Origin of the sequence: Commensalibacter nepenthis, from assembly GCF_029953305.1 — a bacterium.
GTDB lineage: Bacteria > Pseudomonadota > Alphaproteobacteria > Acetobacterales > Acetobacteraceae > Commensalibacter > Commensalibacter nepenthis.
This window is the reverse complement of sequence record NZ_JASBAN010000001.1, coordinates 598,024-623,588: the sequence shown is the minus strand read 5'-3', so window position 1 is coordinate 623,588 and position 25,565 is coordinate 598,024. Positions and strand designations below refer to the sequence as shown.

The window sequence follows — 25,565 nt, the reverse complement described above, 5'->3', positions numbered from 1 at the left end:
GTTATATGACTGCCAAGGGTAATAACCACGACTTAACATCTGAGTTCAATAATTGGGTTTCAGTAAAACAACCAGAAAATGCAGATATTATTGCATTACGAACGGATGCTTATTTTGACAGAACGCAACAGATTGTTCATCATTACGGTGACAAAGAAGTTGTGTATGCAGTTTTTTTACGTCGCCCTGTTCTGTCTGCTCCACGATTGGTATTGCAGTGGTTAGATCAAATATTTGAACAAGAAAAAATCAAAGCGACCTATTATGTCGCTTTTCCAGAAGGGGAATGGGTAGGGGCAGGTCAACCTATTTTATATTTAAAAGGATCTTTCGAACAACTTGTTGTTTTAGAAACCATTTTGTTGCAAAAGCTTGGTGTCTGTTGTGTTGCTGCGTGTAATGCGTTTCAAATGGCACAGGCATTGCCCGAGGTGGATTTTATTGCGATGGGCGCGCGTCATTGCGCTGGCTATGAAATGCAGGAGTTGGTCGAATATGCGGCATGGGTCGGAACGCAGGCGGCGCAGAAAAAGAGTGGTTCCAAAGGGTTCATTGGCACAGCCGCAGCAAGCACAGCGACAATGTTTGGGCTAGATGCAGGGATGGGGACAATGCCTCATGCTTTGGTTGGATATGCAGGTTCTACCGTTCGTGCGGCAGAGATGTTTCATGAACAATTTCCTGATCAAATATTGGGTGTGTTGGTTGATTATTTTGGGAAAGAAGTCACAGATGGTATAGCTGTTTGTCAACGCTTTCCAGAGTTGGCTGCCCAAGGAAAAATTTCTTTGCGTTTAGATACGCATGGAGGGCGTTTCTTGGAAGGCTTAAACCGACAAACTTCATATTCTTTGATTATGCGTCACGCTCCAGAGACATTGCAACGTTATTGTTCTGAAAAAGAATTGACGCATTTAACGGGGACGGGTGTTTCTGCTGCAGCGATTTGGTGGATGCGCGAACGTTTAGATGAAGCAGGGTTTAAAAATGTTAAATTGATCGCCTCTTCTGGTTTTGATGTGACAAAATGCCGTATGATTGCCGAGGCCAAAGCCCCAGTTGATTATATTGGTACAGGTTCCTTTATCCCTAGTCGTTGGAGTGAAACTTATGCGACTGCTGATATTATTGCTTATAATGGTCAGGCTTTGGTAAAACAGGGAAGAGAGTTTTTGATTAATTTTGCGCGCCAATATGTTCCAGGACTATAGGTGTTTCAAGAGTAAGAGAGTGAATAGGAGTAGAGTTTTTGGATAGTCAAAACAATGATGAAAACATTGAAAAAGGTGAATGTAAAGTTCATGTTTTTGATCTTTCCAGTGATGCTGAAGATAAAGTTGTAGAGATTATTGATGGTTTTTATAACGAAGAACATGCGATTGTTTTTGCACATGCTTATGTGCGAGCAAGTGTAGAAAATTGTCGTATTCATGGTGCGACAAATCAAGAAATTTTTAATGCTTGGTCTGCATTTGGTGAAGACATAAAAGTTATGAAAAAAGAGGAAGTGGTTTGGAGTTCCTCTGATGAAATAATGTCTTTTGTTGAAAATGAAGCAACCTCTATGGAATGTGACTGGCGTTCACTAGACCCTCGTCGATTGGTTGAAGAAGACGAATTTCCAGAAGATGATGAAGAATACCCCTCTTAAAATTTGAAGATAATATAAATAGCGATAAGTTTTAAAAATGAAATTACGTTTTGCCCCAAGTCCTACTGGTTTAATGCATGTAGGAAATGCTCGTTTAGCTGTTGCGAATGCTTTGTATGCACGTCGTCATGGCGGTAAGTTCATGCTGCGTATTGATGATACGGATGTTGAACGCTCCAAAGAAGAATATGTTCGTGAAATTCATAAGGCCTTGGAATGGTTTGGGTTTTCTTGGGACGAATATATGAAACAATCTGATCGTATGGATCGTTATAATTTGGCGATTGAACGATTAAAGGAATCTGGACGTTTATATCCATGTTTTGAAACCAAAGAAGAGTTGGATTTTAAACGTGAATTACGTCGTCGTCAGAATAAGCCCCCTATTTATGATCGTGCGATGTTACGATTAACCCCTGAACAACGTGCATCTGCCGAGGCAAATGGCAAGGTTCCTCATTGGCGTTTCAAACTTTCTGATCGTGAAGTCAGATGGGATGATTTGGTTATGGGGCAATGCCGAGTTAAATTAACTTCGATTTCTGATCCAATTATGATTAAAGCAGATGGAACGGTTTTATATACGTTGGCATCCGTTGTGGATGATTTGGAAACGGATATTACGCATATTATTCGTGGGGAAGATCATGTGACGAATACGGGCGTTCAAATCGATTTAATTGAAGCATTAACAGGTAAGCCAAATACAATCACATTTGCACATTTACCCTTATTGATGGATGCGGATGGCGGTAAACTGTCTAAACGTTTAGGCAGTGTTTCTTTGAAAGAATTACGTGAAGACGGATTAGAAGCCAAAGCGATTGTTTCTTATTTAGCTCGTCTAGGGACATCACGTGATCCGCAATTACTGAGTGTAGATGAGTTGGCACAAGATTATGATTTATTAACTTACTCCAAATCTCCAGCTCGTTTTGATATTCAACAAATGTTAATGTTGAATAAAAAATGTTTGCATAGCATGGAATTCGCAGAAGTCAAAGATCGTTTGCCTTCTTATGTTACAGAGGAATTCTGGAATGTTGTTCGCCCGAATATCGATCTTTTAAGTGAAGCAAGATATTGGTGGGATTTAATTCATGAAGATCTTATTCCTGAAGTTGACGAAGAAGATAAAGAATATTTGCAACAAGCATTAGATTGTTTACCAGAAGACCCTTGGAGCGAAGAAACTTGGGGACAATGGACGGCTGCGTTAAAGGAAATGAGTGGCAGAAAAGGGAAATCTTTATTTCATCCATTGCGTATCGCATTAACGCGCGAAGAAAAAGGTCCAGAAATGAAGGGGATGCTTCCTTTGATTGGTCGTGAGCGTGTTATTCGTCGTTTACAAGAGGCTGTTTCTCGTTAATTACAAGAGAGCGATTTTTAAAAGTGCATAATAAAAAGGAGTTTGACAGAAAAGTTAAACTCCTTTTTTATTCATGTTTTTCTAGTCCTGTTATAAACTGTTATCGATAGAATAAATAATGGTATGCCACTGACGGCAAGGATTGCGCCTATTATACCGATAGATGCCCAACCAAAACCTGTAGTAATTGCAGGCCATCCAGTCCATGCGTCCATAGCATTAGAAAGGTTAAAGGCTGAGAGATTCATGGCATAGGCTAGAGTTTGGGTCTTGTCGTAAATCTAAAATTATCCTAAGGAATGGCTGTTTTCAGTCTTTTCATACAGCAAAAAACCTCTTAAAGGATATGAAGCTATCCTCTGGATAAAAAAGGACTTATCTTTCAACGAAAATGAACAATCAACGAACAAATAAAGCTTATCCAAAATATATTCGGATTAAATAACACATCACCTTGCTAACTCACTCATTTTATACCAAAATACAACCCAATTTCAAATTTGCGACAAGACCGATTAATTTTCAGTAGCTTCTTTATAAAAAGATTTAAATATCATATATAATTTGTTAAAAGATCTTTCCTTTAAATTAAAAAAGCCAGTTGTAATACAATGTCAAATCCTATGAAAGTTGAACTCTTAAGTCCTGCAGGGACGTTAAAATCCATGCGTTATGCCTTTGCCTATGGGGCAGATGCTGTTTACGCAGGGCAGCCTCGATATAGCCTGAGAGTTCGAAATAATGAGTTCAATCATGAGAATCTTAAAATAGGCATTGATGAAGCTCATGCTCAAGGGAAATGTTTTTATGTAGTGGTGAATATTGCGCCTCATAATGCCAAACTTAAGACGTTTATTAAAGATTTAGAACCTGTTGTGGCAATGAACCCAGATGCATTGATTATGTCCGATCCTGGATTGATTATGATGGTGCGTGAGGCATTTCCAGATATGGCGGTGCATTTATCTGTGCAAGCCAATGCGGTGAATTGGGCAACGGTTAAGTTCTGGCGACAACTTGGATTAACACGGGTGATTTTATCTCGTGAATTATCCATCAAAGAGATCGAAGAAATCCATCAAAACGTGCCTGATATCGAATTGGAAGTTTTTGTTCATGGTGCATTATGTATGGCATATTCTGGACGTTGTTTATTGTCTGGGTATATAAACCATCGTGATGCAAACCAAGGGACTTGCACCAATGCGTGCCGTTGGCAATATGGCGTTGAAGAAGGCACTGAAAATGAAGTTGGTGAGATTGTTAGTAAAAAACAAGAACAATCTGGTGGATGTTGTAATGATAAGGAAGAGGTTCAACCCACATTAGGTGAGGGACCATCAACCGATAAAGTGTTTGTGTTACGTGAAGGTACCAGACCCGAAGAAGAAATGACTGCTTTTGAAGATGAACATGGCACGTATATTATGAACTCCAAAGATTTGCGTGCTATTCAGCATGTTGAAAAGTTGGTGAATATTGGTGTTTATTCTTTGAAAATTGAAGGACGTACGAAATCCCATTATTATGTGGCTCGTACAGCTCAAGTTTATCGTAAAGCAATGGATGATGCGGTGGCAGGTCGTCCATTTGATACCAGCTTGTTGAGCACCTTGGAATCTTTGGCACATCGTGGTTATACCGAAGGGTTCTTGCAACGCCATAAACATAATGATTATCAAAATTATGAAACGGGTTCTTCAGTTTCGATTAAACAGCAATTTGTCGGTGAGTTTACGGGTGAACGTCAAAATGGTTTAGCAGAAGTCACGGTAAAAAATCGCTTTGAAGTTGGTGATCGTTTAGAAATGATGACCCCGAAAGGAAATATCAGTTTTACGCTTGAGAAAATGGAAAATACCAAAGGTGAAGCAGCAACAGTTGCACCAGGAAACAGCCATACGGTTTATATTCCGATTGCAGATGATGTGCAGTTAGAATATGCGTTATTGATGCGGTATTTAGGTGAGGAATAAGAGTTTTATTTTTAAGGTGATTGAAAAGACTGATCTGATAAAAGATTGGCTTTTTTTGTTTTGATAGTAATATAAATTACGAGTAGGATGTTGGTATTACGTTTTGATGAATGTAATTTAGAGGAATGAGATGGGTAAAAATTGGAAGTGTCCTTACTGTAATACAGAAAATATATTAGATAAAAATGAAGTGTAGGAGACTGTAACTCTTACATGCTATAGAAGTCAGAATGTTTTAGGAGAATTAGACACTTATAATAAAGAGAATGAAAGATTAGTATTGGGAGTAAGATGTGTAGTTTGTTTGAATTCTGCATGTAGAAAATATAGTATTGATGCAGGAATTTTTTTTAGAAGATTCTAAAAAATTGATACAACAATGGAGCTTATTACCTGATGGCTTAGCAAAAACATTTCCAGATTATATTCCTAAAGTTATTCTTGATGATTATAAGGAAGCTTGTTTAATTAAAGATAAAAGCCCAAAGGCATCGGCGACATTATCAGGAAGATGTTTGCAAGGGATGATCCGAGATTTTTGGAAGGTTGAGGCACCTAATCTTTATCAAGAAATTAACCAAATCAAAGATAAAATTGACTCTGATTTATATGATGCAATTGATGTTAGTCGCCAGATTGGAAATATTGGGGCTCATATGGAAAAGGATATTAATGTTATCATTGATGTTGATCCGATGAGGCACAAAGATTGATCTGGTTAATCGAAATGTTGATTGAAGAATGGTATATTCAAGATCATAAGAAAAAAGAAAGATTAGCAAAAGTTACAACTATTGGTAATGAAAAAATAGCTTTAAAAAATAATAAATAACATAAGGAAAATATTATGTCTAAATAATTTATAATATTAATAGCCATAATTTCTATATTATTTACTGTTTCCTCTAGTCTTTTATATATTCTTTTGAAATCTGTTGCTGAAGATTGTTTATTAGAGGTAGGTTTTCAATCTGCATATAACGCCCTTGTTATAAAAACGAAATTTGTACCAATTAAATTATCGATGTCTGAGCTTATGGAAGGTGGGAATGGGTATAAAGCAACATCAGGTTGTTGCGTTTGAATTAAAATACACTATAGTTTATTATGCCCAAGGATGATTTTGGATATTTGGAAATGGATCATTATCCATAAAAGATTGCTTAAATGGGTTATCATCAAAAACATGTTAAATACGCAACAGTCATTTTACCATAAAAATGTCTCCTCGTTTTGCAATGGTAAAATAATTGAAATTCATATATGAATAAAAGAACATATATTAAAGGGTTCAAGAGATGATAAGTACAGGCTTAGTCACCATCATAATCATATTATTTGCTGTGGTGATGACTTTGTTCAAAGGGGTTCGGATTGTGCCTCAAGGACAACAATGGATTGTTGAGCGATTAGGAAAATACAAAGAAACATTGGGGGCAGGGTTGAATATTGTTGTTCCTTATATGGATCGTGTTGCTTATCGTCTTTCCAATAAAGATCAAATCTTAGAGGTGCCCAGCCAAGATGTCATTACCAAAGATAATGCTGTTGTGACTGTGAATGCGATTTGTTTTGTTAAAATTTCAGACCCACAAAAAGCAGCTTATGGTGTCGAAGATTATGAACAAGCAACGGCGAGCCTAGCTATGACTTCACTCCGTGCTACGATTGGTAAAATGGATTTGGATGAAAGTTTGTCTTCTCGGGATGTGATTAAAGCTGAACTATTAGGCGTGATGTCAGATCAAATGACGGATTGGGGATTGATTTTACGTTCCATTGAAATTCAAGATATCGCGCCATCATCTTCAATGCAAGGTGCTATGGAACAGCAAGCTGCTGCAGAACGTCAGCGTAAAGCTACTGAAACCAGAGCTGCGGGGAATAAACAAGCTGCGATTTTAGAAGCAGAAGGGATCAAGCAATCAACCATTCTGAGAGCAGAAGCAGAGCAAGAATCTGCAACAAGACAAGCTGCGGCGGCGATTTCTTTGGCAGAAGGAACAAAAAGAGCAAGTCAGCTTCTGGCCGAAAGCATTAATGGTGAAGGAGGGCAAGCAGCATTAAATTTTCAATTAGCAACACGTTATGTGGATGCTTTGTCTGCGCTATCTCAGAGTAACAATACCAAAGTTGTTGCAATGCCCTCTGAATTATCACAATCAATAGGTAGTTTAATCAATGCAGGGGTTGTCTTAGGAACAACGGCAGAAGTTGTTTCTGATAACAAAAAGAAGAAAAGTCAAACAAACACTAATTTTTCATGGAATACTGAAAATAGTTAACCATTAATGTTCCTTATTGAACTGTTTTTATAATGATATAAGCGAGACAAAAAAGTGTTTATAGATTTACACACACTCTGGTTAATGTGGATTATTATTGGTGTAATTCTCTTGCTTGTAGAGTTGTTTACAACAACCTTTTTTGCATTGTGGATGGCTGGAGCAGCAATTGTTCCGGCAATATTGTCTTTTTTTAGTCCAAATATGAGCTTGGAATTCCAAATTATTGTTTGGATTATTGCGATGTGTATTTGTGCATTCTTATGGATGCGCTTTTCAAAAAGAGATATACCACTTGAAAATATAGACAAAGAACTTATTGGACAAATTGGGATTTTGGCTAAAAAATGTGATGCCCAGAATAAAGGGATACTGTTATTACAAAAACCCGTTGATGGGTTGTCGCAATGGGAATGTATAGCCAACAACCCTATTCCGGTGGAAACGCGTGTCATTGTTGTTCAAAGGGTTGGAGAACGATTGTTGCAAGTAGATTTTGAGAAAAAGTAACAGATCAATTCCTACAGGTAATACTTAGAAAAAACACATATTTAAATATTTTTACCATACTAAAAAATATTCTTAATTGAAAAATATAAGAATGATATTATTTGTCTCAAAACTCAATAAAAGCATCATTTTCATAATAATCAATAAATAAATAAATCTTCTGACGGTGGTGTTGTTAATTATTCTTATAATTCTTAAGTAAATTAAGAGTGGGCATTTATATTTCCTAATGAAATTGGTTAACCTGATCGTAATAAGCGCCCTGCATTATTTTTGGCAAATAAAAGGAGCAAACATTCTATTGCTTCTTTTTGTTGCATAGAAGCTTTTGGTTCATATTGAAACCATTGTTCAGAGGATTGCCAAGCACTGTTGAGCCATTGTTCTAGTCGAATTTCATCGACTATTTTAAAATCAGGAAGTCCAGATTGCCTGCGTCCTGTAACTTCACCACCGCCTCTGATTTTGAAATCTTCATCGGCGATTAAAAAACCATCTTCAGTATCTCGTAGTAGAGCTAGACGTTTTTTGGCAGTAAAATTGATTTTATCATCATGGAGTAATAAACAATAAGATTGCTTTTCCCCTCGACCAACACGTCCTCGTAATTGGTGTAATTGTGCCAAGCCAAAACGTTCTGCGTGTTCGATAATCATAATATTGGCGTTGGGGATATTCACACCGACTTCAATAACGGTGGTTGCAACCAAAATTTTGGTTTTATTTTGCGTGAAAGCGTCCAAAGCATCTTGGCGTTCTTGGCTATCTTGTTGACCATGTGCAAGCCCGACATTATCTTCACCAAAATGATGCTTTAATTCGTTATACCGATCTTTGGCCGCTGCCAAATCCATGACTTCGCTTTCTTCAACCAAAGGACATACCCAAAAGATTTGGTTTCCTTGTGAAATCATGCGCTGCACACCTTGTAAGATTTGCTCCATACTGCCTAGATTATGCAATGTGGTATGGATGGGTTTCCGTCCTGCGGGTTTTTCGGTCAAACGGCTGACCTGTAGTTCTCCCCATCGTGTTAAAAGCAAAGTTCTGGGAATGGGGGTGGCGGTCATGACTAAAATATCCGTATTTTCGCCTTTATCACCCAGTTTAATGCGTTGTTCTACGCCAAAACGATGTTGTTCATCGATAATGACCAAAGCAAGATTATGAAATTCAACCCCTTCTTGAAATAAAGCATGCGTTCCAATAGCAATTTTTGCGCTACCATTCTGAATTTTTTCTAAAACCTCTTTGCGTGCATTTCCTTTGATAGACCCACTTAGAAATACAATTTTAACTGCGCATAATTGAGAAAAAACTTCAAAATGTTGTCTGGCTAAGATTTCAGTAGGTGCCATAATAACGGCTTGATATCCTGCTTCTACGGCATGTAAGGCTGTTAATAATGCAATAATGGTTTTACCTGATCCTACATCGCCTTGTAATAAGCGTAACATGCGAAAAGGACGCTCTAAATCTTTTTTGATTTCTTGTAATGCGTGAGTTTGAGATTGGGTCAAAGGATAGCCAAATTGCTCTAACGCTTGATTAGAAAGTGTTTGGTTTCCTATTAATGCACGACCAGGACTTTTCTGTGTTGCTCTTTTGGCTTGTCCTATTGCAAGCTGTTCGGCAAAGAGTTCATCAAAGGCCAATCTTGAACGTGCTTTGCTTTCAGCAGCTTCATAGGTTTGATTGTCAAAAAGTTCAGGAAAGTCACCAGGAAAATGTAAAAGATGTAAGGCTTCTTTAAAACTTGGCCATTGTTTTTGTTGAATGATGGTGGGATCAATCCACTCTGGTAGGTTTGGGCATTTGGATAAGGCAGAACGTAAGGCTTTGTATAGGTTTTTTGGAAATAATCCTGCGGTTAATGGCCAAATAGGTTCGATGAGAGGAATCATAAACTCATTCTCGATTGATTCCAAATAATGTGGATTGGTTATTTGTAATCGATTGCCATAAGTTTCCAATATGCCAGAAACAATAATTTGTGTATTTGGTTTGATTTTTTTAGCTTGCCATTGAGAGAAAAAGCTAAGATCCGCATTTTGAGTACCATCAGTGATATGAACCCGCCAAGGTTGTTTGTTACGTAGAGGTTTTTCAATATGGGTGACCTGTGCTTTTAACGTGACAATTCGACCTATGATTGCATTTTGTAGTTGAGGGCGATATCGTCGATCAATAATATTTTCAGGCAAGTGAAAGAGTAAATCAATAACACGATGTCCACTTACTGCTCTGGCAATAAGTTCGCTGGTCTTTGGTCCAATACCATCAAGTGAAGATAAAGGAGCAAGCAATGGAGATAAAGCAAGTTGTGTTGTTGATGAAATAGAGGTTTCACCCATGAGTTGGCTCGGCTATATTAAGGATCATAAAAGCGTTTAAGATAAAGGTATATTGCATTATGGATCAAAAAGAAACAATGACGGATTTAGAAATTCGTAAACGTCGTTTAATCTATCAGGGAAATTATCGTGGATCATACGAAGCAGATTTGTTAATTGGTCGTTTTGTAAAGCACTATATTGCTGATATGGATGAGCAAGAATTAAATGAGCTTGAGCATATTATGGGTTTAGATGATACGGATTTAACATTGTGGTTAACGGGTGCTAAGGAAATTCCGACCGAGTTATTAACTATTCCAATGATGCATAAAATGCGTGAATTCGCTAAAATTATTCATTCAAAATTATAAGAGTTAACGAGGAGAAATAGAATGGGGGATACCTCATCAAAACAGCAGAACAACTTTTTGCCAATATGGGGTGTTCCAGACGGATATGATGCCTTTTTATTAAAGAATCATGCTTCAGAATGTTTTGCCAAAGATCAAAAAACTTTGGTTCATGTTGCCCGTAATGATGCGGATATGATTCGAATTGCTGATTTATTAAATTTTGTTGATCCAAGTTTGGAAGTATTAAATTTTCCAGGATGGGATTGTTTGCCTTATGATCGTGTTTCGCCAAATAAACGGGTTGTTTCTGAGCGTGTTGCGACGTTAACACGATTATTGGAACCTGTTACATCACCTAGAATAGTGTTAACGACGATCTCGGCTCTTTTACAAAAAGTGGCTCCACGTTCTGTTTTTTCTGGTCGGGCATTGAATCTAAAAAAAGGCGATAGTTTAGATCAGGAATTCTTAATCGATTTACTTGTTTCTCAAGGGTATAATCGCACTGATACCGTGATGGAAGCAGGTGAGTTCGCTGTAAGGGGCAATTTATTTGATATTTTTCTTGCAGGTGAAGAAGAGCCTGTACGTTTGGATTTATTCGGGGATGAAATCGATTCAATTCGTTCTTTTGATCCAATTACTCAACGTTCGACAGGCGCTATGGATGCGTTGGTAATGCGTCCAACGGCTGATTTTTCTTTGGACGAAGAAAGTATCGCAAGGTTCAGAACAAAATGGCGTGATTTATTTGGATCGACAGCAGCGAATGATCCTCTTTATGATGCGGTTTCTAATGGTCGTCGGTATCAAGGTATAGAACATTGGCTGCCTTTGTTTCATAATAAAATGGAAACTTTTTTTGATTATATTCCAAAGATGTCTTTATCTTTTGCTTATCAAGCCGAAGAAGCGTTGCAGCCCAGATTAGAAATGATTGCAGATCATTATGAAGCCAGAAAACAACCGATCAGACCCAACGAAGTGCCTTATCGTCCGTTACCTTCAGAATATCATTATTTGAACCAAGAGACTTGGGATCAACATATTTCTGCTTATAAAATTTTTTCTTTTCAACCTTTTGCTAAACCTGATGGAGCGGTGGGTGTAGATGCTGGTGGGCGCCCTGGTATTATGTTTGCGAAAAGTCTTGCAGCATCAGAACGTGAAAATGTTTTTGCTTTATTTGGGAAAAAAGTTTCTGAATGGGGGTCGGCTGGGCGTAAAGTCTTAGTCGCTGCATGGAGCAAAGGCTCCAGAGAACGCATTGCCACTTTATTAAAAGAACATCAAATTCCAACCCAACAACTGACCAGTTGGGTCGAAGCCAAGAAATCTAAGGCTGGAATTGTTTATTTGTTAACATTGGGGTTGGATAACGGATTTATTGCTGAGGATTTTGCATTAATATCAGAGCAAGATTTGCTAGGGGAGCGCATTTCCCGTCCACATCGTCAGCGTAAAAGGGCAGAGCAATTTATTTCAGAGGCTTCTGAAATTAGCGAAGGGGATTTGGTTGTTCACCAAGAATATGGAATTGGTCAATATCAAGGGTTGGTTAATCTTGATATAGGCAATGCCCCGCATGATTGTTTATCTTTGATGTATTACGGCGAGGAGAAGCTATTCTTGCCGATTGAAAATATTGAATTATTAAGTCGTTTTGGTTCAGATCAATCGGGTGTGGCGCTGGATCGATTAGGAAGCCCTGCTTGGCAAAAACGCAAAGCAACGATGAAAGTGCGTATCCGTGATATGGCTGATGCGTTGTTACGAACGGCTGCGACGCGTTTAATGCGAGAAGCCTCTATTGAAACGCCCCCAGAAGGGTTATGGGAAGAATTTTGCGCAAGGTTTCCATTTATTGAAACCGAAGATCAATCTAGAGCGGTGGCAGATATTATCCAAGACTTATCCTCTGGTCGACCCATGGATCGTTTGATTTGTGGTGATGTTGGTTTTGGTAAAACGGAAGTTGCTTTGCGTGCTGCTTTTATTGCAGCAATGGGAGGATCCCAAGTTGCTGTTGTTGTGCCAACGACTTTATTGGCGCGGCAACATTATCGTACCTTTATGAAACGCTTTGAAGGCTTTCCTATTAAAATTGCACAATTATCACGCATGGTGACTGCCAAAGAAGCGACGCAGGTAAAAAAAGAAATTGCTGATGGCACGGTGAATATCGTTGTTGGCACCCATGCTTTGTTGGCGAAAGGGATACAATTTGCCAATTTGGGAATGCTTATTATTGATGAAGAGCAACATTTTGGCGTGGCGCATAAAGAAAAATTAAAAGCATTACGAGAAGATATTCATGTTTTAACCCTTTCTGCAACACCATTGCCAAGGACTTTGCAATTGTCTTTGACGGGTATGCGGGAAATTAGTCTGATTGCAACACCGCCTGTCGATCGATTAGCCGTCAGAACCTTTATTATGCCATTTGATCGTGTTGTGATCCGAGAGGCTTTACAAAGAGAGCGTTTTAGAGGGGGACAGGCTTTTTGTGTAGTCCCAAGGTTACAAGATTTACAGCCGTTACAAGAGCAATTGTTAGAGATTATCCCTGATTTACGTGTGGTGCAGGCACATGGTCGTTTGACACCGACTGAGTTGGAACGTGTAATGACAGAGTTTAGTGATGGGAAATATGATGTGTTGCTTTCAACCAATATCGTTGAAAGTGGTCTGGATATGCCATCGGTGAATACGTTAATAATTTATAAAGCAGACCGTTTCGGATTGGGGCAGTTGTATCAGCTGCGCGGACGCGTGGGACGTGGTAAGCAACGAGGTTATGCATATTTAACGTGGCCACAAAATCATTTCCTATCCAAAAATTCTGAAAAACGACTGGAGATCATGCAATCTTTGGATAATTTGGGGGCTGGATTTACGCTGGCTTCTCATGATTTGGATTTGCGTGGTGCCGGCAACTTGCTTGGTGAAGAGCAGTCTGGTCATATTCGAGAGGTTGGCGTCGAATTATATCAAAAAATGTTGGAGGAAACAGTAGCATCACTGCGTGCAGAACGTGATAATCAACCTATTGAAAATCAAGACTGGAGCCCTAATATAGTACTAGGACTGGCTGTATTGATACCTGAAAACTATGTTACAGATCTGCCTGTGCGGTTGGGATTATATCGTCGTATTGGTAATTTGGTGCAAGAGGATGAAATTGAAGCAATGCGTGCAGAATTAATTGATCGTTTTGGTGACCTGCCTGATGAGGTATCTAATTTATTGGCAGTCGTGAAATTGAAGGGGTTGTGTAAAAAAATTGGTGTTCAGCGTGTAGATGCAGGTCCCAAAGGGGTTGTGGTTCAGTTTTTGAATAACCAATTCAAAAACCCCGAAGGTCTCATAAAATGGGTTGCAGGAATTGGGGCGGAATATATGAAGTTACGACCTGATGGGAAATTAGTTTATTTGAGGGAAACTCCATTTGCAAAAAGAGTACAACGAACTCAATTTTTGTTAGAAAAACTTTGGGAAATATACAACTCTAAATAAATAATTTATTATATTTACAAAAGACTTTACTTAAGTGTAATAATTATTATAAATATTTATTATTATTAAATTTATTTATGTCAGGGAATATTTATGGTCACAATAAATATTCCTTATAAGATTTTAAATACAACTTTGGATTGGATTTTTCTAGTATGTTGCAAAAAAACATTAACGATCTTTTAGTTTTTTTGAGTGTAGCAAGAGAACGCAGCTTTACGAAAGCCGCATCTAAGTTAGGTGTGTCGCAATCTGCGTTAAGTCATACAATGCGAAATTTAGAAGGACGTCTGGGGATTCGTTTGTTGATGCGTACAACGCGCAGTGTTGCACCTACAGAAGCAGGCGAGTTGTTATTAAGGAATATTGCCCCTCGAGTAGAGGAAATGGAACAAGAGCTCAGCAGAGTCATTGAATTTAAACAACAACCTGCGGGTACCATTCGACTGACCGCAGATGAGCATGCAGCTAATTTTATTTTATGGCCTAAATTAAGAGGGTTTTTAAAAGATTATCCTGACATCAAGTTGGAAATAGATGTTGATTTTGCTTTAAAAGATATTGTATCAGAGCAATATGATGCTGGCATTCGCTTAGGCGAGCTTGTTCATAAGGATATGATTGCATTGCCCATTAGTCCAGAAATTCGGATGGCTGTGGTTGCATCCCCTCAATATCTAGAAAATAGATTCATTCCCAAAAAACCAAAAGATTTATTAAAACACCAATGCGTTAATCTAAGATTACCAACGGTGGGTAATTTATATGCTTGGGAATTTGAGGTCAATCGACGCGAAGTCAAAGTGAATGTTGAAGGACAAGTCATTTGTAATACGTTAACACAGATGCTGCAAGCAGCATTGGACGGGTTCGGTTTTATATATGTTCCAGAAGATGAAGTGAGCATAGCAATACAACAAGGTCGTTTGGTTCGGGTGTTAGAAGATTGTTGCCCTTATATCCCAGGATATTATTTATATTATCCCAATCGTCGCCAGCATAGTTATGCTTTTTCTCTATTTTTAAAAATGTTTCAAAACAGGAATAAAAAATAAAACTAATATTTGTCCAAAAAACTCTTTGACTTGATGATACTAAATAATAAAAAATTAAGCACTATTTCATAGTCAAAGTTATTAGCCCAACAATTACTCTAATATTACAATTTTATCATCTTTTGTTAATAAGGCACATTAACTGAAGAGCGTTTTGCATGGCAGGCAAGATTTGTCGTCCTGTTGGTTGGACTGTCAGGTTTTTTTATATGGTTTGGCGTTTGTTTGCTTGGGATCGTTTTCACCCTATTTCTTATTGGTGGATGAATGCGATGTACTTAATATGGGCTCTGTTTATGACGATGCTTTTTATTCTGGCGCCTCTTTTCTTAGAAAGAAATTACATCAAATATCCCAAAAAATCCATAAAAAGCATATAAATTAGTACAAAAACTATATTGGGTATTGCTTATTTTAAATGGTATTACCATTATGGGGGTCGTGATGGGCAGTCATGGTTTTTGGTGAATGAATTTATAAAATAAGAGGCGCAATAAAATGCAAAAGGTAACTCATGATATTCTTTTATTTATAAAGAATATGCCACAAGGATGGGTGGATGCATGGCGTCATTATTTTTATTTTAAAGGACGCACAAATAGATCTGGTTTTTGGTCATTCGCGGTTATCAATAGTCTAATAGCATATGCATTATTTGTAATAAGTGCTCAATTGGGATTGATTTATGGGGTGCAGGTTCATACTGTCTATTTGGAATGTTATCTGTTATTTACGGTGTATATTTTATTAAGTATGATTCCCTCTTTTTGTTTATGTATCAGACGGTTGCATGATTTAAATTTAAGAGGAGCTTGGTTTTGGGTATGGTTTCTTGTTTTATTTGCAACCATCCCTTACTTGTATGTCAATTTCGTTTGTCAGTGGTTTATGTTGATGGTGGCCTGTTATCCATCGAGCGAGAAGGAAAGATTTGGCAGCCCACCAAAAACCTGTTTTACTATATAAATATCACCATACAGGAATAGGGACGCTATTAACTTTAAATAAATTGCCTTGCCAGTTAATATCCCATTCCAAAGCATTGTCTCCAACTCTCCGCCCAGCAAATTTGGCAAGGATTAATCCAGTTTTAAGTTTGCTGTTTTTGCTTTCATTGCTGGCTGTGATCAGTGCCTGCATATTCGTCAAGCGTAATATACCATTTGCAGAAGTCAACGTGGGTTTATTATTCAAAGTCACATCTCCATTTGCTGTAATGGTTGTTTGCGGATTCTTGACATTAAGGTTATTAATCTTTACGGGAAATGTACCACTTGCGGCTGTATCCATATTTCCACTGGTCGCAGCAAGGATAAGGGGATAAAATTGTGCAGTTGTCGTCATATCAATAGTTCCTTGTTGAGGAACAAAAGCAGTAGGTGTTTTATGTTGCGACGTTGTCGACAATCCTGAAAATTTAATGGTAATATGAATATTATTACCTTGACCACTTAGTTGTGCAGTCAAATGCTTTGCGTGATAAGATGCTTTGCTATTTTGTATATGAATATTATCCCACGTAAAATTTACTTTATTGCCACTTTGCAATGTGGTGAGTAAAGGGGCAAGGCTATCGGTATAATATCGTTTATTACAATCTTTCATTTGATGATTTAAAACAAGATTTAAGATACCCGTGGATGTAATATTTGTGATTCTTTGTAGTTGATCTGTTGATAAATTTTGATTGGTTTGAGTGGTGTTCAACTGCTGAGCGATCATTTTAATAGCAGGATTATTTGAATCTTTCACCGTATAATTGGTTGCGCTAATAGAGTTAGAGTTCGAAGAACTGTTATTCACCGTTACATTAGAACAAAATGACTGCCATGTTTGCGACGCATGGGCAGTATGAGAAGGTAAGTTACTTATCGCAATCAATCCCAAAAGGGTAAATAATGTTGTTTTTTTATTCATGATACTCAATTTTTTTATAATAAATTATTGATACTAATTGTTAAATTATATAGAGATTTCATGAGATATCAAAGAAAGAATTATAGTTTCTTTTATATTTGATACGATTTTATTTAAGGTTCCCCTTCGAAATGTTTAAATTTATTGATCCTTTTTTATTCTCACTACTATCAACTGTTTTATTAGCAAGTCTATTTCCATGTTATGGCAGTGGTGTGGCATTTTTTAATAATTTATCCATTATTGCAATCGCGTTAATGTTCTTTTTACAAGGCGCAAGATTGTCCAGACAAGCAATGGTAGAGGGTTTATTGCATTGGCGATTACATCTACTAATCTTTCTTTGTACCTTTGGATTATTCCCGGTTTTGGGGATTGGTTTGTATTACTTGTTTCCACATTTATTGATTCCTGGATTATGGACAGGGGTTATTTTTCTATGCTGTTTACCTTCGACGGTTCAATCGTCGATTGCATTTACTTCGATTGCCAAAGGAAATGTACCTGCTGCAATTTGTTCGGCAACGGCTTCTAATTTATTAGGGGTATTTATTACGCCTTTATTGGCAGGGTTGATTTTCAGTAGCCAAGGTCATATGAATCTTGATGGTACCATTAATATTGTATATCAATTATTGCTACCATTCATTGCAGGGCAAATATTACAGCCTTGGATAGGTGAATGGGCAGTACGTAATCGGCGTTTATTGTCTTTTTCTGATCGTGGGTCGATTTTAATTGTTGTGTATAGTGCGTTTAGTGAAGCCGTGAATATGCATTTATGGCAAAAATTAAGTATCGGTCAATTATTATATATTGTTGTGATTGATATATCATTGTTATTTCTCGTATTAATTATTATAACAATCGTAAGTAAAATTTTAAAGTTTCCGATGGCTGATCGTATTAGTATTGTCTTTTGTGGCTCTAAAAAGACGTTGGCGTCTGGCGTTCCGATTGCAAATGTGTTGTTTCCATCCAGTATGGTAGGGATTATTGTTTTGCCATTGATGATTTTTCATCAAATTCAACTTTTTATTATTGCTATTTTAGCAAAATATTATGCAAAATTAATAGATAAGCGGTTGGCAGAGAAAAAAGAAGATTAATTTTATAAAAAACCGCTTGCCAAGCTGATATAAAATCGTATATGAATGTTTTTACAAATCAGGAGGGGTGGCCGAGTGGTTGAAGGCAGCGGTCTTGAAAACCGCCGTGCGTTAATAGCGTACCGTGGGTTCGAATCCCACCCCCTCCGCCATATATCCATACATTTCCCAACATAATATAGCATAAAACCTACAGAAACAGCCATTTTTTACGTTTTTGCTCTGCATTTTGCAGCATTTTATATCATTTCAAAGCATGAATTTTGTTGGTATTGCCATGTCACGTGAAAAAAGAAATAGACCTTTAACTGATAAAGATATTAAGTCTTTCAAACCTAGAGATAAGGAATATCTGGAAGGTGACACGCAATCATTATACCTTATTGTTAAGCCTAATGGTTCTAAATTATGGAGCTTTAGGTACAGATTTAATAAAAAACAAAAAGAGTTATCTTTAGGTGCTTATCCTCTTGTAACATTAGCCCAAGCAAGGCAAGCAAGGGATGATGCAAAACGTGAGATTGCAGATGGTATCGATCCAAGTATTACAAAGAAACAAAGAAAAGCAATAGAATCAACGCAACAGCAAAACACATTTAAGAATGTCGCACGACTTTGGTGGGACACATACAAAGATACTTGGACCACAAAACATGCTCATGATGTCATAAACAGTTTAGAGAAAAAGATTTTTCCCTATTTTGGTAATGTGGTTATTCATAATATTACAACGCCTCTTATATATGAAGTCTTGGAAAAGATGGAGGAAAAGGGAACGATTGAAACGGCTCAACGTATTCGACAAAGAGTGGAGGCGGTTTTTAATTATGCCATTGCAAGGGGAGTATATACAGAGGCAAACCCTGCTGCTAGCTTAAAGAATGCATTGAAAAAGGTTATTTATAAAAAAAAGCAGCTTTCCATTTCTACATTGCCAGAGCTTCAAGAAATGATGAAGGTTATAGATCAACAAGAATCTCAACCAGTGACAAAACTTGCTTATCGGTTTTTATCTATTGTGTTTACACGCCCTGGTGAAGTTCGTGGGATGCGGTGGTCAGAAATAGATGGGGATGTTTGGACTATTCCTGCGGCGCGGATGAAAATGAAACGACTTCACAAAGTGTATTTATCTCGTCAAGCATTAGAAATACTTGAAGTCGTAAAGCGTTTTAGTGGGAATAGCCCTTTTGTCTTTCCAAGCCATAATTCACATTTCAAACCAATGAGTGAGAATGCAATGGGCTATTTGATAAATAGGGCAGGGTATCAAAATATTCACTGCCCTCATGGTTTCCGAGCTTCTTTTTTTAGTATTATGGTTGAGAAATATCCTCAAGATGAAAAGATTATTGATTTAATGTTAGCTCATGAAGAAAAGAATAAAGTGGTGGCTGCATATAATCGGGCAGAGCATAGTGAGAGAAGAAAAGAGCTGTATCAGATTTATGCAGATATGCTTTTTGAAGATATTGTTCCCGTTATAGATTTACTTTCTGTTGCAAGGAAACCTTGATTAAGTCGTTCTGTCTTTTTCTTATCTTCCCAATCATGAACTTCTTCTTTTACCCATAATTTTTTATTCGTGTTAAAGATTAAAGATTAAAGATTAAAGGTTTAGGAAAATTTTCACTTTCAAAAATCTTTTTGGCAGTTCTAACATCCACATATTCAAAATTGAATCTCTTACGTAGCCCCTCGAAAGTATAATACTTTTGGGTCTTGTCGCAAATATTGAATGGGGCTGTAATTAGCCATAAAGCTAGCTAATTTAGACGGGTATATTATTATTTAAACCGAATATGCTTTGAATGAGCTTTATTTGTTCGTTGATTGTCCATTTTCCTTTAAAGCCCAGTCCTTTTTTAATCCAGAGAATGGCCTCATATCCGTTGAGTGTTTTTCTTGCGGTATGAAAAGATTGAAAACAGCCATTTCTTGGTATACCCCTCTTTAACCTGAAATGATCATTTTCTATTCCCTGTTGTAAGGATTTTTTTGTTTCATGAACGCAGTGATTGGGAAGGATATGCTCATTCTTCATGGTTTGTATGGTCTTTGGAAAAGGAGATGCTTTATCTGTTCCAATATGGGTTGGAGCGAATAGACCATCTTTTTTAAACGCCTTTCTAAAAAAGCGTTGTGCTGCTTTTATATTTCTTTTAGCTGTTAACAAGAAATCAATCGCTGTGCCTTCTTTATCAATGGCTCTATATAGATACTTCCACTGACCTTTTACCTTGATATAGGTTTCATCAATTCTAACCTCACCACAATGAGGTTTTCTATAGCTTCTCAAACGTTTTTCTAATAGAGGAGATAGCGTAATACCCAACGGTTTAACGTGCTATGATCAACGCTTACTCCACGCTCTAAAAACAATTCCTCAATGTCTCGATAGCTAAGATAATAGCGTAAATACCAGTTTACCGCTTGGATAATCATCAATCCATTAAAATGACGACCTTTAAAATCATCCTTAGACCTTAATATAAGCTTGCTATAGATACCAATAGACATAAATCAATCCTAAATAAAATACTCACTCCATTTTTATATCATACTAAAATACATAATTAAATTTGCAACAAGACCATAAAATCTCCCCAAACCAAAAAAATCCACAAGATCGAAAGAATGGCGGAGCTGCTGATAATCATGAAGGAAAAACTTCGACAGATACTTCGAATATATTGCCTAATAACCAACAAACACAACAAGAGGGAGCTAATACACAAAAAAATCAAACTTATGATACGACAACAGATATAAACAAAGTTGTTAGTGGTATTGCTCATGATGTGATTGTTGGTAGTGTAGGTGCCTTGGCTGGTATTGTTTTTGGTGGTGGCAATGTTGGTTTAGATGCGACTGCTGGAGGCATAACGTCTTTAAAAGTAGCACCTAAAATAGAAAAACCCAAAAGTCAAAAGAAAGATACCAAATCAACTGATACAAAGAAAACAACAACAGGAGAACCAAATGCGCCTACAAAATAAGCTGCTTATTCTACTTGGGTTATGTTCAGTATTAACAGCCTGTGGGCCAAATGAGTATTATGTGCCTGTAAATAATCAGGCAGGGAATGTACAGCCCCTTTCTAAAACATCTGATACGGTTAGAGTGGTTGTATCTAATAATCTTCCTGAATTAGTTAAAAAAGCACGAGAGCAAGGGAAAGATTGGTTATTATCTTATAAATCAGCTATGTATATTTTATCAGCGAGAGAATATACGGAGGATCGTTTACAGGCATTGGGATATCATGTAGTTGATACGGGTTCTAAAGCAGGTGGTGCGGGTCATCCAAATGTAATTGCATTGGTTGAATCAGCGGAAGACCCCAGCAAAGCGCATAATGTAATACGGACATGGACGGAACCCAGCTATACGGACAGTATGGGAACCCCAACGGCATGGGATACCAAAGCCGAAGCCTATACCATGAAACATATTGATTATAAAGTCACCTTGGTCAGACCAAAGGGAAAGAATAATTCACTATTTGTTTGTAATAATACCGATCTGAGTACTAATTTATGTGTAGCCCCTGAACATCCTGATAATTATGAAGTAATTTTTACAGGAACAGGATCAATGAGTACTGATGCAAATTCTCAACCTTATATCTTAAATCACATTACGACGGCGGTTTGGCATGACTACCCCAATATGATGGGACAACACAAAGTCTTCCTCTACAGCCAAGAACAACCTCAAGTTGTCCGTGTAGAAACCAACAACCCAAAAAAAGGCTCCTAACACCACCCTAAACGAGAAGAATCTCTTTGCAATCGACTGTTGGGGATTTAAATTTCTCTGGCAGCACGTTAAATGCGGGGGGGAATGTCTCTTTAGCCTCCGCTGGCAATATCGGTCTAAACGCCGTGATCGACAGTGGCTTCTCTGACATCAAAGGCAATAAATCTGGGGCGTTTAATCACAGTTCTTTTAGTGAGCAGAATTCTTATAATACAGCACTCAGTAGTAATATTATTTCGAATGGCAATATTACGCTGGGTGCAAAGAATGATATTCATTTGGCGGGGTCTGTTGTTCTTGGGGATGGGAATACGACTTTACTGGCGGGTCATGATATTACTCTGGGTTCTGTTACGAATAGCTCTTCGTCCTCTTCCTCGCATAAAAGCTCTAGTATTTTACAAAAAGAAAAAGAGGTAGGAAATTCAACCCGAACAGAAGAGATTGGGTCGCTTGTTGGTGCGGGCAAAGATATCACCATTGGTGCGGGTCATGATTTAACGATCAAAGGAACCGTTACAGGTCAACATGATGTTAATTTAATTGCTGGCAATAATCTTTCGACGATGGCGACGAAAGATACGACCGAGGATTACTCTCATAAGAGCAGTTCTGGACTGGGTGCCAGCTTTAGTGGGGGGATGGCGTCTGTTGGGTATCATTCTGATAAACAAACGGATACGAGCAAGACGACGACATGGACCCCCAGTGAGGTCAGTGCTGGGAATAATTTAACTATTATTTCTGGGGGAGCATCGATATTTACGGGGACAAACCTTAGTGCGGGGAATGATTTAAGTATCAGTGGATCGTCTGTAACCTTTGATACGGTTCATAACACAATAGACCAGACGCACAAACAATCCTCTGTATTTGGCGGCTTAAAAGTTGGGGTATCTTCTGACTCTGCTGTGGGTCAAGCGGCGCAATATGGTCAGGCGGCGTCGAATGTGAATGGTTCGGGCAGTGCTGCGGGCAAGACGTTGAATGCGATGCAAGGGGGATATGCGATTGGCAATGGGATTGCGAATGCTGACAAATATGGGGGTGGGCTTCTTTCTGGTACGGTTCAGGCTGGATTTAGTTCAAGCAAATCCAAGAGTGAATATTCCCAAAGCAGTGTTGTTGGTTCTTCTGCCACGGCTGGGAATAGTCTGAGCATTGTTGCGCGCGGGGATAATGTTAATGATGTGCATAATGGTGACTTAACGGCGACTGCTGCGAATTTATCGGGTAAGGATGTGACCTTATTTGGGAAGAATGTGACGTTGCAATCAGATTTTGATACGACGCATTCCTCTAGCAAAGGCAGCAGCTTTGGTGGAGCGATTGGGATTGAGGTCAATACCAAAGGGGATATTGGGGTTGCTGCGAATGCCAATGGGTCGAAACAACATGCGAATGGTGACAGTTCGACTGGGGTAAATACGAATGTATCTGCGACGGACAAAGTGACGATTACCGCCCCTGGTAAGACGACGATTAATGGTGGAATTGTTTCTGGAAATCAAGTGACGGTTGATACGGGGAATTTGGATATTACCAGCCCCCAAGACACCTCACATTATGACAGCAGCAGTCAAGCGGGGTTGAGTGTCAAAGCGGGGAGCAACTGGAGTGCTGGTGGCAGCTATGGCAATCAGAATATCAAGGATCATTATCAAAGCACTGGCAAGGATCTTTCTGGCATTTACGGAGGGGATGGTGGTGTTGATATTCACGTGGGTGACACGACGCATTTAAAGGCTGGGGTGATTAGCAGCACCGCGGATGCGTCCAAGAACCATTTTGACACGGGGAAATTGATTGCGGAAACTCAAGAGAACCAATCGAAATGGGATGCGACGGCTACGGGGGGTGGACTGAGTGTTGGCACGGGGGCTTTGGGCAGTTCCTTGGGACCATTAGGCGTGATTGCTGGGAACTTGGCTGGGAATTCTGGTTTGATTGCTGGTGGTAATCGCAAGCATGACGAAACATCAACCAGCCAGTCTGCGATCTCTGGGACGATTCATGTTGATGCTGGCAGCACAGAGGGCAGCTATACCACGGATGTCAACAACGCCAATGGTCACATGGATAACAAGTTTAACGCCGATAAACTTTCCAACCAGCTGCAAAACAGCCAACTCGGCATGCAGCTCGTCGGCGAAGTCATGGGACAAGTGTCTGATGCGTTACATAATAGTGGTGTCAATGGCTTTGACGAAACGAAACTATCCAACGATTGGGGACGCATCCTCCTCGAAGCCGCTGGCTCCGCCGCCGTCGCAGGCGTTACAGGTGGAAATGTCGGTAGTGCGGCAGCCAGTTCAGCGGCAGGTACTGCAACAGTAGCAGCAACAGGGCAGTTTATTGCTGATAATGCCGTAGCTCTTGCGGTTGGTGATAAAAAACTCGCCGAGTTTTTTACGAATATTGGCGCTAATATTGTTGCGAATGCTGGTGGTGCAGCAGCTGGATCTGCCATTGATGGTGGTTCTGGTGCTTTGAATGGAGCTGATATTGCCTCAACGCTTCAGCAATATAACTGGACGTTTAGTGGAACAGGCAAAATATTAGTTAATAATAGTTATAATACAGCTTGGGAAGCAGTAGGTAAGATACCATCAGAAGCGGGCAAAGGCGCAGTGCAAGGTGCTGTTGTTGGAGCGGTTGCAGGTGAAGGTGTTGGAGCCCTTCCTGGGGCGGCGGCTGGCACAGTAAAAGGAACGGTTTCAGCAATTGTTTCTACAATTATTGGTGCTGTGATTGATGCTGTAAATCAGGATAATGCCAACGAACAAGCTGCTCAAAAACAAAAAGAGGAGGCTTCCGTTAATAAAGGAAATACCAGTGCAGGAGGGGGCGATCCAGGTAATGATGGAGGGGATAATGATAAAAATAAAGAACCAAATAAAACACCGAATGATGGTTCGTCTGAACTAACAGCAGAACAACAGCAGATTATTAAAAATGCTGAAAATGTTTCTACTGCTGATCCATCAAAAGGCACTTATGATCATCCAAGAGATTTACAGGAGCAGGTTTTTTGGAAAGAGGTAGAAAGTAGTCCTGCAAAGGGTAAAGATTTAGGAACTGATGCAGATGGTCGTTTTCCTAGAAATGTGGGTTTTAGAAAAATGGCGCAAAATTATAAAAATCCAAAGACAGGAGAAAGTGTAGAAATTCATTATCAATATAATGTAAACACAGGAAGAGTATATGATATGAAGGTAAAATCACCTCAGAATACGTGGAGTAAGCCAACCGATATAATGAATTCAATTAAAGGAACAAACAAATGAAAATTATGGATGAAGAAGGCTTTATAAGTAATGTATTTGGAATCTATTTGTCCGAAAATAACACACTTTTTTGGGAGTTATCTCGAGGATATAGAGGGTTAACAGCTATTGATCCAAAAAAAGATAAAGTGGGCATTATTGATTATAATATTAATTTTAGGGCTGTTTATCATCGTGCGGATATACATGGTATATTTCATTGGGCATTAATAGAAGAAAATCTTTTGTATGATATTATAGAAAGTGAACCTGGAGCATTTGATCGTTTTCTTGAAATTGTAAAATCAGAAGGATTAATAGATCCTGAGTTAGATGAAAAAATATATAATGAATATTTTCCATTATATTAATATTTGATTGTGATGTAATCTAAGCTTTCCAACGATATAGGCCGTATCATCCTCGAAGCCGCAGGAACCGCCGCCGTTGCAGGAGC

General features: G+C 38.5%; 20 protein-coding genes, 1 tRNA gene and 1 pseudogene. 18 read left to right on the top strand and 4 right to left on the bottom strand.

Annotated elements, in window-relative coordinates; genetic code table 11:
* Window positions 1–5: 5 nt before the first annotated feature.
* From QJV33_RS02845 to gltX, 3 genes are read left to right on the top strand one after another with little or no spacing between them, the layout of a single operon-like run.
* The gene (locus QJV33_RS02845; protein WP_281461897.1) at window positions 6–1,211 is read left to right on the top strand and encodes a beta/alpha barrel domain-containing protein; all 1,206 of its coding nucleotides are present in this window, start codon (window positions 6–8) and stop codon (window positions 1,209–1,211) included.
* A 38-nt stretch (window positions 1,212–1,249) separates the two neighbouring features.
* The gene (locus QJV33_RS02840; protein ID WP_281461896.1) at window positions 1,250–1,651 is read left to right on the top strand and encodes a hypothetical protein; all 402 of its coding nucleotides are present in this window, start codon (window positions 1,250–1,252) and stop codon (window positions 1,649–1,651) included.
* A gap of 37 nt (window positions 1,652–1,688) precedes the next feature.
* Window positions 1,689–3,023, top strand: a complete 1,335-nt coding sequence (gltX, locus tag QJV33_RS02835) for a glutamate--tRNA ligase (RefSeq protein ID WP_281461895.1) — start codon at window positions 1,689–1,691, stop codon at window positions 3,021–3,023.
* A gap of 71 nt (window positions 3,024–3,094) precedes the next feature.
* On the opposite strand, the gene QJV33_RS02830 is transcribed toward gltX, so the two are convergent.
* Window positions 3,095–3,271, bottom strand: a complete 177-nt coding sequence (locus QJV33_RS02830; protein WP_281461894.1) for a hypothetical protein — start codon at window positions 3,269–3,271, stop codon at window positions 3,095–3,097.
* A gap of 363 nt (window positions 3,272–3,634) precedes the next feature.
* On the opposite strand from QJV33_RS02830, the gene trhP reads away from it, so the two are divergent.
* The 4 genes from trhP to QJV33_RS02810 all read left to right on the top strand — a co-directional run bounded on the left by trhP (window position 3,635) and on the right by QJV33_RS02810 (window position 7,794).
* On the top strand, window positions 3,635–4,999 hold the full coding sequence (gene trhP, locus QJV33_RS02825) for a prephenate-dependent tRNA uridine(34) hydroxylase TrhP (protein ID WP_346771126.1): 1,365 nt from the start codon (window positions 3,635–3,637) through the stop codon (window positions 4,997–4,999).
* Window positions 5,000–5,334: 335 nt separating this feature from the next.
* Window positions 5,335–5,712, top strand: a complete 378-nt coding sequence (locus tag QJV33_RS02820) for a DUF4145 domain-containing protein (protein ID WP_281461893.1) — start codon at window positions 5,335–5,337, stop codon at window positions 5,710–5,712.
* Window positions 5,713–6,297: 585 nt separating this feature from the next.
* Window positions 6,298–7,284 carry an SPFH domain-containing protein gene (locus tag QJV33_RS02815; RefSeq protein WP_281461892.1) on the top strand — a complete coding sequence of 329 codons (987 nt, stop codon included), beginning with the start codon at window positions 6,298–6,300 and terminating at the stop codon, window positions 7,282–7,284.
* A 54-nt stretch (window positions 7,285–7,338) separates the two neighbouring features.
* Complete coding sequence (locus QJV33_RS02810; protein ID WP_281461891.1) at window positions 7,339–7,794, top strand: NfeD family protein; 456 nt, start codon at window positions 7,339–7,341, stop codon at window positions 7,792–7,794.
* Window positions 7,795–8,033: 239 nt separating this feature from the next.
* Here QJV33_RS02810 and recG read toward each other — a convergent pair whose 3' ends face one another.
* A complete protein-coding gene (gene recG / locus QJV33_RS02805) occupies window positions 8,034–10,148 on the bottom strand; it encodes an ATP-dependent DNA helicase RecG (RefSeq protein ID WP_281461890.1) in 2,115 nt (704 codons plus the stop codon).
* Window positions 10,149–10,207: 59 nt separating this feature from the next.
* Here recG and QJV33_RS02800 point away from each other — a divergent pair, with 59 nt between their 5' ends.
* The 4 genes from QJV33_RS02800 (at window position 10,208) to QJV33_RS02785 (ending at window position 16,020) form a co-directional block, all read left to right on the top strand.
* Window positions 10,208–10,501 carry a succinate dehydrogenase assembly factor 2 gene (locus QJV33_RS02800; protein WP_281461889.1) on the top strand — a complete coding sequence of 98 codons (294 nt, stop codon included), beginning with the start codon at window positions 10,208–10,210 and terminating at the stop codon, window positions 10,499–10,501.
* 21 nt (window positions 10,502–10,522) lie between these two features.
* Window positions 10,523–13,999, top strand: a complete 3,477-nt coding sequence (gene mfd, locus QJV33_RS02795; RefSeq protein WP_281461888.1) for a transcription-repair coupling factor — start codon at window positions 10,523–10,525, stop codon at window positions 13,997–13,999.
* A 155-nt stretch (window positions 14,000–14,154) separates the two neighbouring features.
* Entirely contained in the window at window positions 14,155–15,054 is a 900-nt protein-coding gene (locus tag QJV33_RS02790; protein ID WP_281461887.1) for a LysR family transcriptional regulator, read from the top strand.
* Between the two features lie 498 nt (window positions 15,055–15,552).
* Entirely contained in the window at window positions 15,553–16,020 is a 468-nt protein-coding gene (locus QJV33_RS02785) for a DUF805 domain-containing protein (protein ID WP_281461886.1), read from the top strand.
* A gap of 3 nt (window positions 16,021–16,023) precedes the next feature.
* Here the strand turns inward: QJV33_RS02785 and QJV33_RS02780 are convergent, their stop codons facing one another.
* Window positions 16,024–16,971 carry a hypothetical protein gene (locus QJV33_RS02780; protein ID WP_281461885.1) on the bottom strand — a complete coding sequence of 316 codons (948 nt, stop codon included), beginning with the start codon at window positions 16,969–16,971 and terminating at the stop codon, window positions 16,024–16,026.
* A gap of 131 nt (window positions 16,972–17,102) precedes the next feature.
* On the opposite strand from QJV33_RS02780, the gene QJV33_RS02775 reads away from it, so the two are divergent.
* From QJV33_RS02775 to QJV33_RS02765, 3 genes are all read left to right on the top strand, one after another.
* Window positions 17,103–18,080 carry a bile acid:sodium symporter family protein gene (locus tag QJV33_RS02775; RefSeq protein ID WP_281461884.1) on the top strand — a complete coding sequence of 326 codons (978 nt, stop codon included), beginning with the start codon at window positions 17,103–17,105 and terminating at the stop codon, window positions 18,078–18,080.
* Window positions 18,081–18,141: 61 nt separating this feature from the next.
* Window positions 18,142–18,232: transfer RNA gene (locus tag QJV33_RS02770), tRNA-Ser, on the top strand.
* 125 nt (window positions 18,233–18,357) lie between these two features.
* A complete protein-coding gene (locus QJV33_RS02765; RefSeq protein ID WP_281461883.1) occupies window positions 18,358–19,596 on the top strand; it encodes a tyrosine-type recombinase/integrase in 1,239 nt (412 codons plus the stop codon).
* Window positions 19,597–19,851: 255 nt separating this feature from the next.
* On the opposite strand, the pseudogene QJV33_RS02760 reads toward QJV33_RS02765, so the two are convergent.
* A pseudogene (locus QJV33_RS02760) lies at window positions 19,852–20,600 on the bottom strand (IS6 family transposase).
* Window positions 20,601–20,662: 62 nt separating this feature from the next.
* Here QJV33_RS02760 and QJV33_RS02755 point away from each other — a divergent pair.
* From QJV33_RS02755 to QJV33_RS02740, 4 genes are read left to right on the top strand one after another with little or no spacing between them, the layout of a single operon-like run.
* A complete protein-coding gene (locus QJV33_RS02755) occupies window positions 20,663–21,079 on the top strand; it encodes a hypothetical protein (protein ID WP_281461882.1) in 417 nt (138 codons plus the stop codon).
* Window positions 21,063–21,842 carry a hypothetical protein gene (locus QJV33_RS02750; RefSeq protein WP_281461881.1) on the top strand — a complete coding sequence of 260 codons (780 nt, stop codon included), beginning with the start codon at window positions 21,063–21,065 and terminating at the stop codon, window positions 21,840–21,842. The genes QJV33_RS02755 and QJV33_RS02750 overlap by 17 nt, the downstream gene beginning before the upstream one ends.
* A 26-nt stretch (window positions 21,843–21,868) precedes the next feature.
* Window positions 21,869–25,129 carry a hemagglutinin repeat-containing protein gene (locus QJV33_RS02745; RefSeq protein WP_281461880.1) on the top strand — a complete coding sequence of 1,087 codons (3,261 nt, stop codon included), beginning with the start codon at window positions 21,869–21,871 and terminating at the stop codon, window positions 25,127–25,129.
* Window positions 25,126–25,479, top strand: coding sequence for a hypothetical protein (locus QJV33_RS02740; protein ID WP_281461879.1), 354 nt, complete (start codon window positions 25,126–25,128; stop codon window positions 25,477–25,479). Before QJV33_RS02745 ends, QJV33_RS02740 begins: the two co-directional genes overlap by 4 nt.
* Window positions 25,480–25,565: the final 86 nt, after the last annotated feature.

Coding starts and splice junctions, on each gene's coding strand:
- QJV33_RS02785 (WP_281461886.1), top strand. CDS start 15,553: ATGCAAAAGGTAACTCATGATATTCTTTTATTTATAAAGAATATGCCA.
- QJV33_RS02845 (WP_281461897.1), top strand. CDS start 6: ATGACTGCCAAGGGTAATAACCACGACTTAACATCTGAGTTCAATAAT.
- gltX (WP_281461895.1), top strand. CDS start 1,689: ATGAAATTACGTTTTGCCCCAAGTCCTACTGGTTTAATGCATGTAGGA.
- QJV33_RS02765 (WP_281461883.1), top strand. CDS start 18,358: ATGTCACGTGAAAAAAGAAATAGACCTTTAACTGATAAAGATATTAAG.
- recG (WP_281461890.1), bottom strand. CDS start 10,148: ATGGGTGAAACCTCTATTTCATCAACAACACAACTTGCTTTATCTCCA.
- trhP (WP_346771126.1), top strand. CDS start 3,635: ATGTCAAATCCTATGAAAGTTGAACTCTTAAGTCCTGCAGGGACGTTA.
- mfd (WP_281461888.1), top strand. CDS start 10,523: ATGGGGGATACCTCATCAAAACAGCAGAACAACTTTTTGCCAATATGG.
- QJV33_RS02830 (WP_281461894.1), bottom strand. CDS start 3,271: ATGAATCTCTCAGCCTTTAACCTTTCTAATGCTATGGACGCATGGACT.
- QJV33_RS02800 (WP_281461889.1), top strand. CDS start 10,208: ATGGATCAAAAAGAAACAATGACGGATTTAGAAATTCGTAAACGTCGT.
- QJV33_RS02815 (WP_281461892.1), top strand. CDS start 6,298: ATGATAAGTACAGGCTTAGTCACCATCATAATCATATTATTTGCTGTG.
- QJV33_RS02820 (WP_281461893.1), top strand. CDS start 5,335: ATGCAGGAATTTTTTTTAGAAGATTCTAAAAAATTGATACAACAATGG.
- QJV33_RS02740 (WP_281461879.1), top strand. CDS start 25,126: ATGAAAATTATGGATGAAGAAGGCTTTATAAGTAATGTATTTGGAATC.
- QJV33_RS02790 (WP_281461887.1), top strand. CDS start 14,155: ATGTTGCAAAAAAACATTAACGATCTTTTAGTTTTTTTGAGTGTAGCA.
- QJV33_RS02750 (WP_281461881.1), top strand. CDS start 21,063: ATGCGCCTACAAAATAAGCTGCTTATTCTACTTGGGTTATGTTCAGTA.
- QJV33_RS02780 (WP_281461885.1), bottom strand. CDS start 16,971: ATGAATAAAAAAACAACATTATTTACCCTTTTGGGATTGATTGCGATA.
- QJV33_RS02775 (WP_281461884.1), top strand. CDS start 17,103: ATGTTTAAATTTATTGATCCTTTTTTATTCTCACTACTATCAACTGTT.